Origin of the sequence: Cryobacterium breve (genome assembly GCF_004402375.1) — a bacterium.
Lineage (GTDB): Bacteria > Actinomycetota > Actinomycetes > Actinomycetales > Microbacteriaceae > Cryobacterium > Cryobacterium breve.
The window spans coordinates 59,025-76,373 of sequence record NZ_SOGJ01000034.1 but is presented as its reverse complement, the minus strand read 5'-3'; the positions used below and the strand labels follow the sequence as shown (position 1 = coordinate 76,373).

Annotated in this window: 17 protein-coding genes; 5 read left to right on the top strand and 12 right to left on the bottom strand. The window is 66.6% G+C overall.

Annotation, left to right across the window (positions count from 1 at the left end):
* Positions 1-139: 139 nt before the first annotated feature.
* Positions 140-943 carry an ice-binding family protein gene (locus E3O65_RS14885; RefSeq protein ID WP_198411689.1) on the top strand — a complete coding sequence of 268 codons (804 nt, stop codon included), beginning with the start codon at positions 140-142 and terminating at the stop codon, positions 941-943.
* Between the two features lie 427 nt (positions 944-1,370).
* On the opposite strand, the gene E3O65_RS14880 is transcribed toward E3O65_RS14885, so the two are convergent.
* The 3 genes from E3O65_RS14880 to E3O65_RS14870 all read right to left on the bottom strand — a co-directional run bounded on the left by E3O65_RS14880 (position 1,371) and on the right by E3O65_RS14870 (position 3,617).
* On the bottom strand, positions 1,371-1,760 hold the full coding sequence (locus E3O65_RS14880; protein ID WP_134364507.1) for a nuclear transport factor 2 family protein: 390 nt from the start codon (positions 1,758-1,760) through the stop codon (positions 1,371-1,373).
* A gap of 248 nt (positions 1,761-2,008) precedes the next feature.
* The gene (locus tag E3O65_RS16795; protein ID WP_166785777.1) at positions 2,009-2,170 is read right to left on the bottom strand and encodes a hypothetical protein; all 162 of its coding nucleotides are present in this window, start codon (positions 2,168-2,170) and stop codon (positions 2,009-2,011) included.
* Between the two features lie 157 nt (positions 2,171-2,327).
* Positions 2,328-3,617, bottom strand: a complete 1,290-nt coding sequence (locus E3O65_RS14870) for an HNH endonuclease (protein WP_166785776.1) — start codon at positions 3,615-3,617, stop codon at positions 2,328-2,330.
* A 52-nt stretch (positions 3,618-3,669) separates the two neighbouring features.
* On the opposite strand from E3O65_RS14870, the gene E3O65_RS14865 reads away from it, so the two are divergent.
* Entirely contained in the window at positions 3,670-4,638 is a 969-nt protein-coding gene (locus E3O65_RS14865) for an NADase-type glycan-binding domain-containing protein (RefSeq protein ID WP_134364504.1), read from the top strand.
* Between the two features lie 44 nt (positions 4,639-4,682).
* On the opposite strand, the gene E3O65_RS14860 is transcribed toward E3O65_RS14865, so the two are convergent.
* Complete coding sequence (locus E3O65_RS14860; protein WP_134364503.1) at positions 4,683-5,696, bottom strand: LysR family transcriptional regulator ArgP; 1,014 nt, start codon at positions 5,694-5,696, stop codon at positions 4,683-4,685.
* A 72-nt stretch (positions 5,697-5,768) separates the two neighbouring features.
* Between E3O65_RS14860 and E3O65_RS14855 the strand changes: the two genes are divergently transcribed.
* Entirely contained in the window at positions 5,769-6,398 is a 630-nt protein-coding gene (locus tag E3O65_RS14855) for a LysE/ArgO family amino acid transporter (protein ID WP_134364502.1), read from the top strand.
* A 132-nt stretch (positions 6,399-6,530) separates the two neighbouring features.
* On the opposite strand, the gene E3O65_RS14850 is transcribed toward E3O65_RS14855, so the two are convergent.
* The 5 genes from E3O65_RS14850 to E3O65_RS17450 form a co-directional block, all read right to left on the bottom strand.
* Positions 6,531-6,995 (bottom strand): OsmC family protein, encoded by a 465-nt coding sequence (locus E3O65_RS14850; protein ID WP_134364501.1) that lies wholly within the window; start codon positions 6,993-6,995, stop codon positions 6,531-6,533.
* A 450-nt stretch (positions 6,996-7,445) separates the two neighbouring features.
* Positions 7,446-8,588, bottom strand: coding sequence for an N-acetylglucosamine-6-phosphate deacetylase (gene nagA / locus E3O65_RS14845; protein WP_134364500.1), 1,143 nt, complete (start codon positions 8,586-8,588; stop codon positions 7,446-7,448).
* A complete protein-coding gene (locus E3O65_RS14840; RefSeq protein ID WP_134364499.1) occupies positions 8,588-9,373 on the bottom strand; it encodes a glucosamine-6-phosphate deaminase in 786 nt (261 codons plus the stop codon). Before E3O65_RS14840 ends, nagA begins: the two co-directional genes overlap by 1 nt.
* Before the next feature lie 31 nt (positions 9,374-9,404).
* Positions 9,405-10,649, bottom strand: a complete 1,245-nt coding sequence (locus E3O65_RS14835; protein WP_134364498.1) for a PTS transporter subunit EIIC — start codon at positions 10,647-10,649, stop codon at positions 9,405-9,407.
* Positions 10,650-10,707: 58 nt separating this feature from the next.
* The gene (locus tag E3O65_RS17450) at positions 10,708-11,457 is read right to left on the bottom strand and encodes a GntR family transcriptional regulator (RefSeq protein WP_277870430.1); all 750 of its coding nucleotides are present in this window, start codon (positions 11,455-11,457) and stop codon (positions 10,708-10,710) included.
* A 171-nt stretch (positions 11,458-11,628) separates the two neighbouring features.
* On the opposite strand from E3O65_RS17450, the gene E3O65_RS14825 reads away from it, so the two are divergent.
* Complete coding sequence (locus E3O65_RS14825; RefSeq protein WP_277870434.1) at positions 11,629-11,901, top strand: PTS sugar transporter subunit IIB; 273 nt, start codon at positions 11,629-11,631, stop codon at positions 11,899-11,901.
* Entirely contained in the window at positions 11,898-12,398 is a 501-nt protein-coding gene (locus E3O65_RS14820; RefSeq protein ID WP_241985755.1) for a PTS sugar transporter subunit IIA, read from the top strand. Before E3O65_RS14825 ends, E3O65_RS14820 begins: the two co-directional genes overlap by 4 nt.
* Before the next feature lie 124 nt (positions 12,399-12,522).
* Here E3O65_RS14820 and E3O65_RS14815 read toward each other — a convergent pair whose 3' ends face one another.
* The 3 genes from E3O65_RS14815 to E3O65_RS14805 all read right to left on the bottom strand — a co-directional run bounded on the left by E3O65_RS14815 (position 12,523) and on the right by E3O65_RS14805 (position 17,124).
* Positions 12,523-13,374 (bottom strand): ABC transporter permease subunit, encoded by an 852-nt coding sequence (locus E3O65_RS14815; RefSeq protein WP_134364496.1) that lies wholly within the window; start codon positions 13,372-13,374, stop codon positions 12,523-12,525.
* The gene (locus E3O65_RS14810) at positions 13,371-14,333 is read right to left on the bottom strand and encodes an ABC transporter ATP-binding protein (protein WP_134364495.1); all 963 of its coding nucleotides are present in this window, start codon (positions 14,331-14,333) and stop codon (positions 13,371-13,373) included. Before E3O65_RS14810 ends, E3O65_RS14815 begins: the two co-directional genes overlap by 4 nt.
* 157 nt (positions 14,334-14,490) lie before the next feature.
* A complete protein-coding gene (locus E3O65_RS14805; protein ID WP_338419196.1) occupies positions 14,491-17,124 on the bottom strand; it encodes an Ig-like domain-containing protein in 2,634 nt (877 codons plus the stop codon).
* Positions 17,125-17,349 lie beyond the last annotated feature (225 nt).

Genomic DNA, 17,349 nt, shown 5'->3' with positions numbered 1-17,349 from the left:
TGCGCGGCTGGAGAGGTGCATTCCCGGCACACTTCCGCCAGTGAGCGAAACCCGGCCATCGTTCCGGGGACCGCCATGTTCAGCGGCCCTGCCCTCGCGTCCGCGCTCGCGGATGTGTCTCACGGGAAAGGCAATCACCATGTCCACTTTCACTAAGAAACCACACTCCGGCATCCGTCGCTGGCTGCCGGCAATGCTCTTCGCAGTCGCCATCGCAGGCGTCGGCACGGCCGGCCTCGGCACCGCGGGCGCCACCCCGGCGTCGGCAGCCGTGCCCACCGGGTCCGTGCGCGCGCCGATCGCGCTCGGCTCCGCCGGCACCTTCGCCATTCTTGCCCAGACTGGTGTAACGGATGTCTACGCGTCGGCCGTCAACGGAAACGTCGGCGCCAGCCCGATCACGGGTGCCGCCATCCACCTGAGCTGCGACGAAGTGCAGACGGGCATCATCTACACGGTCGACGCTGCCGGCCCGGCCTGCGCGGTCACCGACCCGGCCTACCTGAACACCGTCGTCGGCGACATGGGCATCGCCTACCAGGATGCCGTCAGCCGCGACCAGGCCGACGCGATCGACTTGGGCGCCGGTGAGATCGGCGGCCTCACCCTGAACCCGGGCCTCTACCAGTGGAACACCGGAGTCACCATCTCGAGCGACGTCACCCTGACCGGTGGCCCGAACGACGTGTTCATCTTCCAGGTCGCCGGGAACATCAGCGAGGCTGGCGCCAAACAGGTCACCCTCGCCGGTGGCGTACAGGCGAAGAACGTGTTCTGGCAGACCGCCGGCTCCGTGTCGATCGGCACGGCGGCGCACTTCGAGGGCGTCGTGCTCTCCAAGTCGCTCATCGCGGTGAAGACCGGCGCGACGGTCAACGGTCGCCTGCTCTCGCAGACCGCCGTCACCCTGCAAATGAACGCGGTCACCCAGCCCGCGCTCTAGCCAGCACTCCGCACGGCCAGATTCGTGGCCGCACCGGACACCTGTGTCAGCCCTCTTGGCTGCACTCGTCCGGTGCGGCCGCAATCAGCTGCTTGACGCCGTCTCCGGCTGACATCCAGCGAACACCGCTGCAGCGGTCGGCCTGATCGGATGCGCGCTGGCCGTCGGAACCGGGTCAACCACCGTGGTTCTGGCGGCCGTCACCATTGCCGCCTACTCCGCAGCCTGCGCCTGGGTCTCGGCAGTCTGCGCCTGGGTCTCCGCAGCCTGCGCGCACTAACCGCAGCTCAGCCGATGACTTTCCACCGTGCCCGGGTTCTCCTGCGGTCGTGGCGCACCCTATGGATGCGGGCGCACGGTGGAACGTGCGCCCGCTTCCATAGGGTGCGCCGCGGCATCCGTCACACGAGCTTGGGGGCCGTTGGCGTCACTCGACGATCTTCCAGAAGGAATCCTTGCGGGTGATCTTGCCCTCCCGGTCGAACTCGAGCAAGTCGAGCCCGCGCACCTCGATCTGCTGGCCCGCGGTCGAGGTTCCGGTCAGCGTCCACTCGGACACCCCGCATGCGCTGACACCGTCGTCGCCCACCCAGTGCCGGTCGTCGCCGTAGTGCACATCGGGAATGCCCTCGAAGCGCTTCGCCAGCCCTGCCCTGACCGCAGCCTTGCCCACAGCGCGATCACCACGCGGCTTAGCGCCCCGCGGCATATAGAAGACGCAGTCTTCGGCGAAGTAGCTCATGATGGCGTTTAGGTCATGCCGGTTGAAGGCATCCAGAAAGCCTTCGAGCACTATGTGTGTCACGGTCTCGCCCATGTGAACCAGCCTCCTTGTGCGTCTTGCCTGTGAGGGTATCCACCGCCGAGCCGCGCTTCAAGGGAGCGCACCTACTCCCTAGGCTGCAGGCATGCCCCACGAATGACGAACGCGGCAGTGTGCCACGGCCAGCCACGCCACGCCACGCCACGCCGCGCCACGCCACGCCACGCCACGCACGCACGCACGCACCCACGCACGCGGCATTACTGCATCCTGCCCTCGCCCTACAGCACGGCCGTCGGCGATCAGATCGTGGATGCTCTCCTGGCCAGCGGGCTTTGGCAAAGCGCCAAGACTCTGATCAACGCGCCCGATGCCCGTTGGCAATCCAATGACGGCGACAGCGACAGCGACAGCAACAGCAACAGCAACAGCAACAGCAACAGCAACAGCAACAGCAACAGCAACAGCAACAGCCTTCACTGTCGAGAGTGCTTCAGTCGGAACAAAAGTCGCCACGGCACAATCAGACGGATCCGCGGCGTCGGCTGCGGCCATTGCCGAGCTGATCGACTACAGGGTCGCCCAGCTGGCAACAACGGCACCGCAGGTGCCGACCGACGGTTAGAACGGTGCGTCGTCGGGCAGCGGATGTCGGGCAGGTCTCGACGGATGAGGAGTAGCCGATCCCCCGCCCGGTGGAGGGATCGGAGCGGGCGGCTGCGTCACGAACTCGCGCCCGGTCGGTGATTTCCAGGCAAGGATGCCGCCTGGCTGCTGCTCCACCGTCCACCCGGTCTCGGTCTTCAAGGCATGGCAGCCCGGACAGAGGTGGGCCAGATTGTCGTGGGCTGTGCGGCCGCCGTCTTGCCATTCGTGGGTATGGTCGAGGTCGGCGGTGCGGGCCGGCTGGTTACACCCGGCGAAGCGGCAGGTTTCGTCGCGCAAACGGAGGAACCGTCGGAGTTCCTTCGACACCTTGTAACGTGTGCGACCGACCGAGAGCACGACTCCGGTCTCGGGATGCACCAGGATGCGCGTGAAGCTCGGCGCTCGCGAGGCCAGGTCGCGGGCCGTGTCGGGGTCGATCGGCCCGTAGCCCTCGAGGTAGCCAGGCTCTTCGCTGTGTCCGAGAAGGGTCATCACCGGGACCGTGATCTGAACCGTCGCCCGAACGCCCTTCCCGATTCCCGACGGGGTCACCCCGTCGACCAGCAGGTCACTCATCACGTCGGTGCGCACCTGGGTCAGGGTGCGGGGCTCCCCTGGGCCCAGCAGGCTGACGGCGGCGTCGTTCGCCCGGGCGAACATGGAGTGCACGATATCGGCGCTGGTGGTCACGCTCAGAGTCGCCATCCCGTCGGGTTCCGCCTGCACCCAGGAGGTGCGGTCGCGAAAGGATTTCTCCCGCCGGGCGGTGATCGACTCGGGGTGCAGTCGCTCGCGCAGCACGCGGGCCTTGTGCTTGAGCTTGGCCGCGGTGAGGGTGCGCGCGGCCGGTAGCAGCGCCTCTTCGAAGGCGGCCAGAGCCTCGGCGGGCACCGAGCAGGCCTGCCCGATCAGCACCTGAGCGTGCCGGTAGCTGATCTCGCCGGCCTCGAGCGCCGCCCGGGTGGCGGGGAGGTCTTCAGCCAGGGCCTGCGACTCGGCGATCAGGCTCACGGCGGTGGGTTCGGGAATGCGCAGGGTGCAGGCCAGCTCGCTTGAGAACTCTCGTCGGGCGATCTCGTCGGGGTCCCATCGGGCACTCGTGTTGCGGGAGGCCATCCCGGCCGTCGCCTCGCTGAACCGGCGGGCCTCATCGATCATCTCGGCCCGCTGCGCGAAGCCCCTTGCCAGCTTGCGGTCAACGGCTGAGATCGCGTCGAAACGCGAGCCAAGCTGCGCCTGCGAGGTGCTGACTGATATGGACATAACAATCACGTTACGGGGTACCACTGACATTCCACCGGGGTTCAGCGGAGGTGTGAATAAGCTGGTCAAACGAGTTTTGTGGAGGGATTGCCGGGGCTCGGTGAACGCGCGCTCCGGGCATCCGTGCCGGCTTGCCAACCATCCGATTGCCGGCCATCCGATTGCCGGCCATCCGCTTGCCGACCATGCGATTGCCGGCCAGGAGCGCCTGGCGACACCCCTGGAGTCTTTCTGCCGAATCAACGCTCTCGCGCGTAGGCTCCGGCCCAAGCCCTGCACTCGTCCTGTGCGCGATCCCGCGTTCTGGACTTCCTGGAATCGTCAGTACCGGTGTCACACGAAGTGGACTGGAGCGAAAATGGCTACTCGCGGAAACACCACCGAACCGAGGCTGTGGGTCGGCGTCGTTCAACCGCCCCAGAACCGCTGGCCCGGACTTCTGAGTGGGCTGCTGATCGGCATCTTCACGGCTGTCGCCACATCCCTGCTGCTGCTTATGCTCACTCCGCACTTCAAGAGCGCGCTTGCCGAGGCCGACTGCGAGGATCCCCGCGGGCTTCACCTGGTGTCGGGGGTCGGCGCCGAGAGTTCCAGTGCCCTGACCGAATCCGATCCACGTGTTGTTGAGCATCCGGCAGTTTTGGCGATCGATGGGGATCTCGGCACGTCGTGGGTGGAGGGCGTAGACGGCCTGGGCACGAACGAAACGCTGACGCTGAGCCTGCCTGGCACACCCGATGTGCAGCTCGTCTGCGTGATCAATGGCTATGCGAAGTCGGAGGCCCTGTACCTCCGCAATGCCCGGGTGCGGCAATTCACAGTGCAGACCGACCAGGGCAGCCAACCCTCCATGCTTCGTCAGAAGCCTGTCGCCGATTACGCGGCGTACCAAAGCCTGGCCCTTCCGAAGGGCAGCACCTCGGAGATCGTGCTCACGATCGCCATCGCGGTGGGCGGAGTCGGCGGCGACCGGGCCGCTGACACCTCAATCAGCGAAGTCGAGGTGTGGGCGCGCGACTAACCGCAGACTCCACCCCCGATTTGACGGTCAGAACCTCCGAGACCCTACGGGTGAAGGCTGGCGGCCGCAACTCGGCCCACGGCATCCGTCACCTGGTCGAGCAGCCGGGAGGCGATATTCCAGCGCTGCCAGTAGAGCACCACGTCGATCGGATGCCCCGGCGCCAGTTCCACGAGCCGGCCGTCGCCGAGCTCGGTGAGGCATTGCTGCTCGGGCAGCAGCCCCCAGCCCAGGCCGAGCACCACCGCGCGGGCGAAGTCGGCGGAGGTCGGGATGTGGTGACGCGGGACATCCGTGACCCGGCCGCCGATGCCACGCAGGAACCGGTGCTGCAGCTCGTCGCGACGGTCGAAGTTGACCATCGGGGCCGTCGCGAGCCCCGCGAGGTCGATCCCCGTGCGGTTCGACCCCGCAGCACTCGGCCCCGCAGCACTCGACCCCGCAGCACTCGACCTCCCTGCACTCGGCCCCGCAGCGTTCGGCCCCGCAGCACTCGACCCCGCAGCGCCGGAGTCGCCGCCCAGCCAGGCAGCGACGAAACGGGGGCTGGCCACGGCCCGATAGCGCATCGAGCCCAACCGCGCCGAGCTGCACCCCTGCACCGCCTCCGCCGTCGACGTGACCGCCGCCATCACGGCGCCCGACCGCAGCAGAGAGGTGGTGTGCTCCTGGTCCTCGCGGTAAATGTCGAAGACAGCGCGGCTTTCGGCAGGCACGGCGGCGAGCGCATCGAGGAACCAAGTGCCCAGGGAATCGGCGTTGACCGCCAACGCCAGCGAGGTGCGACCGCCCGGCTGCAGGCCCGCGCCGAGCTCGGTGGCCACGTCGCTCTCGAGCAACTGCACCTGGCGCGCATGCCGCAGCACCACGTCGCCGGCAATAGTGGGCACAACCGGGTTCACCCGCTGGATCAGCACCTGACCCGCCGCCTGTTCCATGGCCTTGATTCGTTGGGAGACAGCGGATGCCGTGAGACGCAGCCGCTGCGCCGCCGCCTCGAACGTGCCTTCCTCGACGAGCGCAACCAGCGTATGCAGGTGGTCAATCTGGAATGGCATCATTAGCCTCGCTTAGGTATGCTTCATAAGTTTAGCTGTACTACAGACGACACGTCTCCTAGGTTTGCCATCATGGACCTCGCCACCACCCTTCTTCCCGCGCTCCTCGGGTTCGGCACCGGGCTTGCCCTGATCGTGGCGATCGGCGCCCAGAACGCCTACGTTCTGCGGCTCGGGATCGAGGGGCGCACGCGAACCATTCTGCCAGCGGTGCTGATCTGCTCCATCTCGGATGCGGCGCTCATCTTCGCCGGAATCCTCGGCATCGGCTTGCTCGTGGAACAGACCCCGGTGGCGCTGATCGTCATCCGCATCGTGGGGGCCGCGTTCCTGCTGGCCTACGGAGTGTTCGCCGCCGTGCGGGCATTCAAACCGGGGGCCCTGGAGGCGAACGCCTCGCCAATCCCGATCAGCACCGGGGTCGCAGTAACGACCATGCTCGCGCTCACCTGGCTGAACCCGCACGTCTACCTGGACACGCTGATCTTCCTCGGATCGGTCGCCAACCAGCAGGGCGAGTCCGCCCGCTGGTGGTGGGGCGCCGGGGCGATCACGGGCAGTTTCGTGTGGTTCTTCAGCCTCGGATTCGGTGCCCGCCACCTGCGGCGGTTCTTCGCCCGCCCGAGTTCGTGGCGCATCCTCGACGGCTTCATCGCCGTCGTGATGCTCTCCCTCGGGGCGCGGATGGCACTCGGGGTGTAGCTGCGCCCAGACCGGGGTGTGCCTGCCGCGCCGCCGATCCGGAGTGTGGGCAGACGCGCCTCGGGACGAATGGTTGGCGTCGCGGCGCACCTTGCGGAAGTGGGCGCAGGTTAGAACGTACGCCGGCTTCTGTTAGGTGCGCCGCGACATCCGTCGCCCGCTTGCGCGGTACCGGGCGGCGTATGTGCTGCGACCCGACGACGAGGGCTGATTCCAACTCGGCCGAAGCAGCGAGCCGTACGACCACGGAAGTGGCGTTGCCAAATTGCCCGAAACGGGGCAGCGAAGATCGGCCAGGCGGAGAATCTCATCGAGTTGCTCCGTGCTGGAGTCCGAATCGAGTTCGGCGATGAGCTCGATGCCCCCGAATCCGGACCGGCTCTCAGTGGGCAGCGCCAGCAGTCGCGAGGGATCCAGCTCGCCCGTGATCGAGAGCTGTAACGACCGCAGCTCGCCTCCCTGCTCTTTGGCGACGAGGTGGATGACGACATTCATGCAGCCGGCGAGGGAGGCCAGGGCGAATTCGACCGGATTGGGCCCGGCATCCTCACCTCCAAACGTGGCGGGCTCGCCAATGATGAACGAGAAATCTCCCACCGAAACCGCGAGCTAGGTCGGCGATTCCGAGGTTCCCGTTACGGTGACCGTGAGTGGCTTGACGGACATGTTTCTCTCCTCTGAGACGTGCACCGTCTCCCTCAGCGAGACAGACAGCGCCCTTCAGCGCTGCTCCTATGCAACACGGAGAAATGCCGCCGGAGGGCACCCGAGTGTCCAGGTCACCGGTCCCCGTCAGAAGCCGAACGATCCAGGGCACCCCGCCAGTCCTCCGCACTCTGCTCACGCACTCTGCTCATCAGTCCTTCGCGAACCAATTCGACGGAGATTTTGGCTCTGACGCCCGGAAATCGGCCTCATAGGCACGTTTCCCCGAAAATCTCCGTCGAATTCGTTCGGAGCCGGGATCGGGAGCTGACGCAGGACGGGACGGGACGGACAGGATGGGACGGACGGACGGGACGGACAGGACGGACAGAACGGGCGAGCCTAGCGGAAGGGAGAAACGACCTCGGCGGTGCGCCACCGCCCGGCCTGCATCGTGTCCGTGACCTGCAGGCCCGCGTCGAGCACGATCAGGTCCGCTCGGTGACCGGCGGCGAGCCGGCCACGGCCCGGGAGGCCGATCATATCGGCCGGGTTTTGGCTCGCCGCCCGTACCGCCACGGCCAGCGGAACGCCGGCTGTGTGCACGGCGTACCGCACGGCCTCGCTCAAAGTGAGCACGCTGCCGGCGATCGTGCCGTCGGCGAGACGCGCCTGACCGTCGGAAACGCTCACATCGAGGGCGCCGAGCTTGTAGTCGCCCTCGTCCGCTCCGGCGGCAGCCATGGCATCCGTGACGAAGACGGGCCGCGACGGGCTCTCGATGATGAACCGAACGATGGCCGGGTGCAGGTGCACGCCGTCGGCGATGAGCTCGGCGAAGACCGTCGGGTTCTCGAGCAGGGCGAGCGCCGGACCGGGCTCGCGGTGGTGGATCTGCCGCATCGCGTTGAACACGTGCGTACCAGCCGTGGCCCCGGCCGCGATCGCCTGACGAGTCATGTCGTAGTTCGCGTCGGTGTGCCCGATCGCAGCCACGGCCCCGAAGCCAACGATCTGCGCCACGGCGGCGAGTCCGCCCTCAAGCTCCGGCGCGATGGTGACCATGCGAACGGTGCCTCGGCCGGCCCGCATCAACCGATCGACGGTTTCCGTGTCAGGCTCGCGCAGCAGACTCTCGTCGTGGGCCCCGCGGTGGGCCGGACTCAGCCACGGCCCCTCCAGGTGGATGCCGGCCAGCACTCCCCTCTCAACCTGCCCGGCCAAGGCCGCCACCGTGCGCTCGAACTCGTCGAGCGGGGCCGTGACCAGGCTGGCCATCATCGTGGTCGTGCCGTGGGCCAGGTGGGTCGCCGTGATCCGCGCCACGGCGGCGTCCGTGTCGGCGTCGTTGAAGCTGCTGCCGCCCCCGCCGTGGGTGTGGATGTCGACGTACCCGGGCGCCAGGGCGCTCTGCGCGAAGACATGGTCGGGCTCGCGGGGCGGCTCCCCCGCCCCGCAGGCCACGATCTGCCCCGCACGGATGTCCACCCACCCCGGACTGTGCACTGCGTCGGGTGCGATCACGGTACCCGCAGCGACGAGCATCAGATTCCCTGCCAGGCGTGCTTGTTCGCCCAGGCGTACTTGTAGTACGCGAGGTTCTCGAGCCGGGAGGCGGCAGCCTCGTCGACGATGACCGTCACATGCGGGTGCAGTTGGATGACGGATCCTGGCTTGCTCGACGTGATCGGTCCCTCGACGGCGGCGGCGATCGCATCCGCTTTCTCCTCGCCGAAGGCCAGCAGAATCAGGTGCCGGGCCCGCAGAATAGTGCCCAGACCCTGCGTCATGCAGTGGATCGGCACCTCGTCGGCCGAGGAGAAGAACCGCGCGTTGTCGATGCGGGTCTTCTCGGCCAGGGTCTTGATGCGTGTGATCGACGCGAACGAGGAGCCCGGTTCGTTGAACCCGACGTGCCCGGTGCGGCCGATACCGAGAATCTGCACGTCGACCCCGCCGGCGGCGCGAATGGCGGCCTCGTAGTCGACGCCCGCGGTCTCGATGGTGGCCAGGTCGCCGTTGGGCACCTGAATGTTCTCCGGGGTGAGACCGATCGGCACGACGGCGTCGCGGATGATCACGGAGCGGTAGCTTTCCGGGTGGTCGGCAGGCAGGCCCACGTATTCGTCCAGTGCGAAGCCGCGCACGCGGGAGACGTCCAGCGGGTTCTCTGCCAGGGAGGCAGCGAGAGCCGCATAGACCGAGAGCGGGGTCGAGCCGGTGGCCAGCCCCAACACCGCGTCGGGAGTGCGGGTGATGAGTGCGCGAATGGATGCCGCCGCGAGCGTTCCCGCCGCGGCCTCACTGTCAACAAAAACTACTTCAGCCATTTTTCGTGCTCCAGATTCTGGATCGGGTGGACTAGACCGACGTCGAGGAGGCGGAGTCCGGCGCGCTGGCGTCGGGCACCTCGTCGTCGCCGCGGCCCGGGGTCTTCAGGTTCCACTTGCGAATCACGAAGCGGAACAGGAAGTAGTAGATCGCGCCGTACGCCAGCCCGATCGGGATGAGCAGCAACGGCTTCTCGGCAAGCCCGAAGTTGAGCACGTAGTCGAACAGACCCGCGCTGAAACTGAAGCCGTCGCGGATGCCCAGCGCGTTCACCAGGGCCATCGACGTTCCGGTCAGGAACGCGTGGATGACGAACAACGGGAACGCAACGAACATGAACGAGAACTCGAGGGGCTCGGTGACGCCGGTGAGCATGGCCGTGAGGGCACCAGAGAGCATGATGCCGCCGACGATCTTCTTCTGCGAGGGCTTGGCCTCGTGCCAGATGGCAAGGGCGCCGGCAGGCAGGGCGAACATCATGATCGGAAAGAACCCGGTCATGAAGGAGCCCGCGGTGGGGTCTCCGGCGAAGAACCGGGCGATGTCGCCGCTGGCGCCGTTGTAATCGCCGATCACGAACCAGACCACGGAATTGAGAATGTGGTGCAGCCCCACGGGGATGAGCAACCGGTTGGTCGTGCCGTAGAGGAAACCGCCCCAGATGTCATTGGAGGTGACCACATCGCCGAAGGCCGTCAATCCGCCGGCGAAGGCCGGGTAGACGAAGCTGAGGAGAACACCGAGTGCGAGCGCCACCACGGCCGTGATGATCGGAACGAAGCGTCGGCCGCCGAAGAATGCGAGATAACTCGGCAGGGAGATGCGATGGTATTTCTGCCAGAGGACCGCAGAGACGATACCCATCAGGATGCCGCCGAGCACGCTGTAATCGACAAGCACCTGGGGGTCGCCCTTGGCCGGCAATCCCAGCACGAGAGGCGACATCGCCTCACCGACCTTGGAGAAGACGAGATAGCCGACGACGGCGGCGAGGGCGGTCGAGCCGTCGGACTTCTTGGCGAAGCCGATCGCGACTCCAACCGCGAAGAGGAGCGGGAGGGCGCCGAACAGGGCCCCACCGGCGGAGGCGATGACGGCCCCGCCCGTCTCGAAACCCGGAATGCCGCCGAGCAGGTCAGGTTGGCCGATACGGAGGAGCAGCCCGGCGGCAGGCAGCGCCGCGATGGGCAACATAAGGCTGCGCCCCACTCTCTGAGCCTGGCCGAGGCCCGGTATTTTTCGTCGCGTCCCGGCGTCTACGGTGATGCTGGACATGGATTTCCTCCTGTGATGGGTGTGGTGTGTGGAGCCCGGCCCGATGCCAGGCCGAAAGTCACAGCTGGTGCTGGAGATTCAAGGTCATGTGGATCTGGTAGCGATCTCCGCGGTACCAGGAGGTGACGTACTCGACGGCGGCCGACCCGGCCGACGAGGTGCGCCGGAAGACGATGAGCGGCGCCCCCGCGGTGACACCCAGCGTCGCCGCGATCTCGGGACCGGCGGCATCCGCCCACACCGCCTGCTCGGCGTTGTCGATGCGCAACCCGTATTCGGTCGCGAAGGTCGCATAGAGGGAACGGGTCAGATCTTGTTCGCCCAGATTCGGCAGCAGCTCCGCCGGGTAGAAACCCCGCTCGAGGGCCATCGGGGTGCCGCCGGCCAGCCGGAGGCGTTCAACGACCTGCACCCGGGCGCCCGCACCGAGGCCGAGGGCCGCCCGAACATCGAGCGGCGCCTCGATCAGAGAGGTGGACAGCAGCAGCGTGGCAGGCACGAGTCCGCGCCGGCGCATGTCTTCGGTGAAGGAGGCCAGGTGCAGATCGCTCTGCACCCGCTCGCCGGCCACAAAGGTGCCCTTGCCCTGGATGCGATAGAGCAGACCCTCCTCGACGAGCTGACGGATGGCCTCACGCACTGTCGACCGGCTCACACCGTACTTCGCCATCAGCTTGCGCTCGGGCGGGATCGCTGCGTGCGGCGCCAGGGTCTTCTCGACCATCTCCTGCAGGATCGAGCGCAGCTGCGTTTGCTTGGACACGGGCCCGGCTGCGAGCATTGAACCCTCGTCCTGGGTCTGCCTCATGGCGTTGCCTTCCCGTCGTTGATCGTTCTGGTCTGCTTCAGACCGCATCAGCTTCGTACCACTTCCACTGAGTGGTTCGTACTGGTACGATCCAATAGTTCGATCATGAAGGCACGGCACCCCTCTTGTCAATCCCGCGAGCAGTACGGGCCCTCGATCGAACCGCAGTCGATGAGCCCGTCGCAGTGCCCACCACAGAAGGAACAGAAGATGACTAGCAAAGCCGCGCAGATCCTGGCCGCCCTCGGCGGAAAAGACAACATCGTGGAAATCGAGGCGTGCATCACCCGGCTGCGCACCGAGGTGACCGACCCGACGGTCGTGAACGAGGCAGCCCTCAAAGCCGCCGGAGCGCATGGAGTCTTCCGCTCCGGCACCATCGTTCAGGTCGTCGTGGGCCCCGAGGCCGACAACCTGGCCGAGGACATCGAGGACCTGCTGTGAGCCCGGCCACGCCCGTGGGCACCTCCGTTGTCGCCCCGGTGATTGTTCTCTCCCCGGTTCCCGGCCGCGCCGTCGCGCTCGCCGAGGTTCCCGATCCCACCTTCGCCCAGGCCATCGTTGGCCCTGGCGCCGCAATCGACCCGCCCCGCGCCATAGTCGACGCCATCGCGCCGATCAGCGGCACACTGCTGAAGGTGTTCCCGCACGCCTATGTGATCGTCTCCCCCGACGGCCTGGGCGTGCTCGTGCACCTGGGCATCGACACCGTCGAACTGCACGGCGAAGGCTTCACCCTCCGCGCAACCCAGGGCGACCTCGTCTCCGCCGGTGACGTCATCGTCACCTGGGATGTGTCGGCCATTGAGGCCACCGGGCGCAACCCGATCGTGCCCGTGATCATCCTCGAGCAGAAGCCGGAGAGCATCTTGCTGGCGGATGCCGTCACGGCCGGCGCGCAGCTCGAGTCCGGCGATACCTTCCTGACGGTCACTCGCTGAGCATCAGTCTCGCCTGCCGTCAGAACCTCGCTCAACGCCAGAACCCCGACCTCGGCATGCCGGTGAGGTCGGGGTTCTGGCGTCGCTCGTGGTGCCTGAGGCATAACGCTTGAGGCCTAGCGCCTTAGGCGTCGCGCCGCTTCAGCAGCAGGGCCGCGAAGACACTGCTGACCGCGACCCAGCCGATCACGATCAGCAGATTCTGCCAGCCTTCCTTGACCGCGCTGAAGCCCGACGAGGCGACAATCTCCGGACCGGCATTGCCGATCAGATATGGGGAGGCGTCGGTCGCCCAATCGGCCGGAATCAGGCCCAGCACGATCGGGAGCACCAGCAGGATGCCGAGAACCGTGGCGATACCGCCCGCAGTGCTGCGGAAGACGGTGCCCATTCCGAGCGCGAAGATGGCGATCAGCGCGAGGAACAGCGGCCCGGCAAAGAGGCCGCGCAGCATCTCGGGCTCGGCAAGGCTGGCACCGATGTCGCCCTGGGCGAAGATGGCCGACGCCACCAGGTAAGCGGCAAGGATGCTGCCGAGGCCTACGAGATAGGTCGCGACGAACACCACGACGCCTTTGGCCGCCAGCATCGGCAGCCGCCGGGGCACGGCGGTCAGGCTGGACTTGATCATGCCGGTGGAGTACTCCCCCGTGACTGACATGACCCCGAGCACGGCGACGATCATCTGGGCGAAGAAGATGCCCACCGTCGACGCTGTCACGAGGTACCCAACCTGAGCTTCCGGCGGGATCGCCACCCCGGACTGGTCCATCCGGCTGGCCAGGGCAATCAACAGTGCCATGCCCACCGAGACGACGACAACGAGGGCGAACGACCACACGGTCGAGCGCAGGCTCCACAGCTTGATCCACTCAGAGCGCAGCACGCCCACGAAGCTCAAACCCGAGCCGGTGGTGACGGATGCGCCGACGCGGCCAGAGGCATCCGCGAGGGAATTCATGGTGTTGGTGCTCATCGTGCTGCCTCCTGCGGCTCGCTGGTGGCCAGGTCGGCGGCGGCCAGGCCGTTCGATCCGCCGGTTCGGTACTCGACCTCGTTCTGGGTGAGTGCCATGTAGGCCTCTTCGAGGGATCCGCTCAGCGCGGAGAGTTCGTGCAGGGCGATGCCCGCACGGGCGGCCGCGTCGCCGATCTCGGCTGGGCTCATCCCGGCAACCTCGAGCACATCGGGCTCGAGGTCGGTGACCAGAACGGCCGGGTTCGCGAGCAGGGCGGCGAGCTCGGCGGCGCGCGGGCTGCGCACCCGGGTGGTGCTGCGACCGCCGGCGTTGATGATGGAGTCGACGGGGGCGTCTGCGATGACCTTGCCGCGTCCGAGCACGATGATGTGGTCGGCGGTGAGGGCCATCTCGCTCATCAGATGCGAGGAGAGCAGGACGGTGCGACCTTCGGACGCCAGGTGGCGCATGAGGTGGCGCACCCACTGCACGCCTTCGGGGTCGAGGCCGTTGACCGGCTCATCAAGGATCAACGTGGCCGGGTCGCCGAGCAGCGCGGCGGCGATGCCAAGGCGCTGACCCATGCCGAGCGAGAACCCGCCGACGCGTTTGCGCGCCACGGACTGCAGCCCGGTGAGTTCGATGACCTCGCGCACCCGGCCGGCCGGGATGCCGTGGGTCGCCGCAAGGGCAAGCAGGTGCTTATAAGCCGAGCGACCGGTGTGCACGGCCTTCGCGTCGAGCAGCACGCCCACTTCCCGCAGGGGAGCCTTGTGCTCGCGGTAGGGTTTGCCGTTCACGATCACGGATCCGCTGGTGGGTCGGTCGAGCCCGACCACCATGCGCATGGTCGTCGATTTGCCTGCGCCGTTCGGGCCGAGCAGACCGGTCACCTTTCCGGGTTGCACGGTGAAGTCGATGGAATCCACCGCCGTCTTGCTGCCGTAGCGTTTGGACAGAGCCTGTGCCTGGATCAAATCTTCGCCTCATTCCACATCGAGGGTGGGAGGGTGGCCATGCTGGCTGACTTCGCGCGCAACAGAGGTCCCCCCGGCCCATACAGTCGTAACCCAGAACACTAGCTGATCAGGGCAGACAGCGCACACGGCCTCCGGACGAAGATCAGGGCGGCGGCTACCCGCCCGTGACGGTGAAGTCCAGATCATCGAGGTAGTAGGTCTTGCCGGCTCCGACCGTGCCGAAGTCGAAGAAGATCGACACCTTGTTGTACGTTCCAGCCAGGTCCAGCGCCGCCGTGCCGGGAACCGGGTTTGCGAAGTCGAACGTCACCGTCTCCCAGCCACCGGCCACCGTCGTGGTGGCCTCGGTCTCGACTGACTGGGCACCGTTGGACGCGTTCTCCACTTTCATCCTCACCTGGATGCCCGCGTCCGGCGACCATACGCGCGCCGTCACGGACTTATGGGTGGAGCTGAAACCGATCTTCGCGATCGCCTGATTGGGAAGGTTCGACACCGTGGTGCCGGCCCAGACCTCGGCGCCGACCGCCTTGATGACCTTCGCCACAGAGTTGGCAGCGTCGGCCGGGTCGGGTGCGATGGTCGAGTCCGCCGCTCCGCCGAAACCGGTCAGCGAAGGCGGGGTGCTCTCATCGAAAGTGATGATCGCACCTGCCACCGGCGTCGAGGTTGAGTCGTACGCCTGCTGGGAGGTGGCCGAGGCGGTGTTCGCGTTGCCGGGCAGGTCGGTGATCGTGCCCGCGGCCATGCTCACATCAATGATCCCGCTCGAGTTCTCAGCGGGCGACACAACCAGGGTGGCCGTTTTGGCATCGATGCGGGTGAACGATCCCCTCGACCCACCGGTGACGACGATGTCGTCGGCGGTGAAGCTGCAGACATCCTCGCTGAAGGTGAACGTGAACGTGACTTTTCCGGTGGGCGTTTCGCCATCGACGTTGTCGGTGATGGCGACCGTGGGCGCCGTCGCATCGTCAGAGGGGTAGAGGACAACGCAACTGGGAATTCCGACTCCCGCGGAGTTCACCGCCAGGCCCTTGTCGTTGATGACGTGGTCAAGGGTTCCAGCACCGAGCTGGACACTCAGCAGGTTGTGCATCTTCACGCCCGGCTTGCGGGGCACCTCAAAACCGACCGAGGCGTGGATGGTGGGATCGACGTTGTTGAAGACGTAGCTGCCACCGCCCCACAACTCGTGCGTGGTGACCGTGTCGGCGACCTTGTAGCCCGCCCAGCCGAGAACGCCGTCGTGCTGCCAGGCAGCCTGGTTGGGTGCGTCGTAGGGCAGTTCGTTCTGGAAGAAGACGGTTCTGCCGTTTTCGCCGTTCCAGATGACGTTGTACTGCTGGTAGTGCTCGACGAAGAGACCGGTGGCGGTGACGTTGTCGCCGTTGATGATGACACCGTTCTGACCGGTGTTGATGTCCCAGCCGACACTGCCGGGTTTACCGTGATCGGCACGCCACGCCCAGATGTCATCCAGGATGGTGTTGTCGGTGTTGACCTCCAGGCTGACCGTCGCCTTGCCTACGTGCGGGCCGCCGATCCGGAAGAACACGTCCTGCAGGGCGGTCGGGTTGGCCGGGGTGCTCGTCCCGTTACGGCCGGACTTGGTGCCGATCTGCAGGAGCACCGGTGAGTTCTCTGTTCCCGCATCGATCGTGATGCCGGCGATGTCGATGCCGGGGACGTCGGCGGTGCTCATCACGACTGCACCGTTCACGGCCGTCAACGTGGCCAGGCCCATGCCGAGCACCACGGTGTCCGCTTTCTTGACCTTGATCGTCTTCTTGATGTCATAGACCCCGGGCGTGAACAACAGGTTCAGACCCTGGGCGAGCTTGCTGTTGATCGCGGCTACCGAGTCGGACGGCTTCGCAACGAAGAACTTCGACAGCGCGATCGCGCGCCCGGGGGTTGGACCGTTCTCCCAGGTGGTCCCGGAGCGGTTGGTCCGGGGAGCCGGCACGAAGACCTGCCACGCTCCCGCGGAATCGATGAAGAGGTATGGCTTCTCCTTGCTGGCCGGGCTCGTGGCGAGGGTGGTGTACGGCGGCTCGGGGTAGGACTGCGCGGGTGCACCCTGCACGCCGGCGAACACCTGGTTCCACACTCCGTTCGACCAGGCACCGATGCTGCTGTCCCGCACCAGATACTGCTGCTGCGAGCCGTTGACGATATCGCCGGTCTTGGAATCGGCGATGAAGCCACCGCTGGCGAACTGCGGCCCGTCGGTGCAGAAATCCATCAACGACAGCTTGCCGCCGGTGATGTTGACCCGACGCATCGGCGAGGCCTGTGAGGCAGCCCAGAAGTTCGTGCCGGCCCGGCAGCCGTCCAAACCCGTCACGTTGATCGTGAGGTTCGACACCGAGCGCCAGAAGCTGTCCAGTGCGAAGCAACCCGTGGCCTCCCGGCACCGGTTGTAAACGTCGACGTGACCATTGATCGTGACGTCTGTCGGCGATTGCCCCAGGCCTGCCACCTCGGTGTAGTAACCGACCTGGATGATCAGAGGTTCCTCTGCGCTGCCGTAGGTGCCCGGCTTGAACAGGAGGGAATACCGGTTCGTGCCCATCTCATCATTGACCTGCGTCGCCGTGATGGCGTCGACGGCGGCCTGAATGTCGGCCACGGGCATGCTGGGGTCGAAGATTCGCACGTTCGGGCCGAAGTCAGGGGAAGCCGCTACGGGTGCCGGACTGGCCGGCGCGGCGAAGGCCGCATCCGGGACAAGCCCGGTGCCCGCGGTGAGCACGCCCAGCAGCACGGCAACGGCACCGGCCACGAGCCGCGTGTGGAGGAGGGAAAGCGGCCGGATGGAGGGCCCAGAGGGAACCTGCCCGTCTCGAACATGGGGTAGCAACATCGCTGGTCCTGCCTTCTCTGGTGGTGCGAGCTCCAGTGCAGCTAGGACAACCGCAGGCGTGAGAGCGCTCCCACGATGGATCCTAACACCCCCCCTCACGAGGGATGGCAACATTTTTTCTGGCCTGGCCGGTCCCCGCTCCGG

Bases quoted from the DNA above. Each gene is read 5' to 3' on its own strand.
- E3O65_RS14885 (WP_198411689.1), top strand. From the start codon at position 140: ATGTCCACTTTCACTAAGAAACCACACTCCGGCATCCGTCGCTGGCTG.
- E3O65_RS14880 (WP_134364507.1), bottom strand. From the start codon at position 1,760: ATGGGCGAGACCGTGACACACATAGTGCTCGAAGGCTTTCTGGATGCC.
- E3O65_RS14870 (WP_166785776.1), bottom strand. From the start codon at position 3,617: ATGTCCATATCAGTCAGCACCTCGCAGGCGCAGCTTGGCTCGCGTTTC.
- E3O65_RS14860 (WP_134364503.1), bottom strand. From the start codon at position 5,696: ATGCCATTCCAGATTGACCACCTGCATACGCTGGTTGCGCTCGTCGAG.
- E3O65_RS14855 (WP_134364502.1), top strand. From the start codon at position 5,769: ATGGACCTCGCCACCACCCTTCTTCCCGCGCTCCTCGGGTTCGGCACC.
- nagA (WP_134364500.1), bottom strand. From the start codon at position 8,588: ATGCTCGTCGCTGCGGGTACCGTGATCGCACCCGACGCAGTGCACAGT.
- E3O65_RS14840 (WP_134364499.1), bottom strand. From the start codon at position 9,373: ATGGCTGAAGTAGTTTTTGTTGACAGTGAGGCCGCGGCGGGAACGCTC.
- E3O65_RS14835 (WP_134364498.1), bottom strand. From the start codon at position 10,649: ATGTCCAGCATCACCGTAGACGCCGGGACGCGACGAAAAATACCGGGC.
- E3O65_RS17450 (WP_277870430.1), bottom strand. From the start codon at position 11,457: ATGAGGCAGACCCAGGACGAGGGTTCAATGCTCGCAGCCGGGCCCGTG.
- E3O65_RS14825 (WP_277870434.1), top strand. From the start codon at position 11,629: ATGAGCCCGTCGCAGTGCCCACCACAGAAGGAACAGAAGATGACTAGC.
- E3O65_RS14815 (WP_134364496.1), bottom strand. From the start codon at position 13,374: ATGAGCACCAACACCATGAATTCCCTCGCGGATGCCTCTGGCCGCGTC.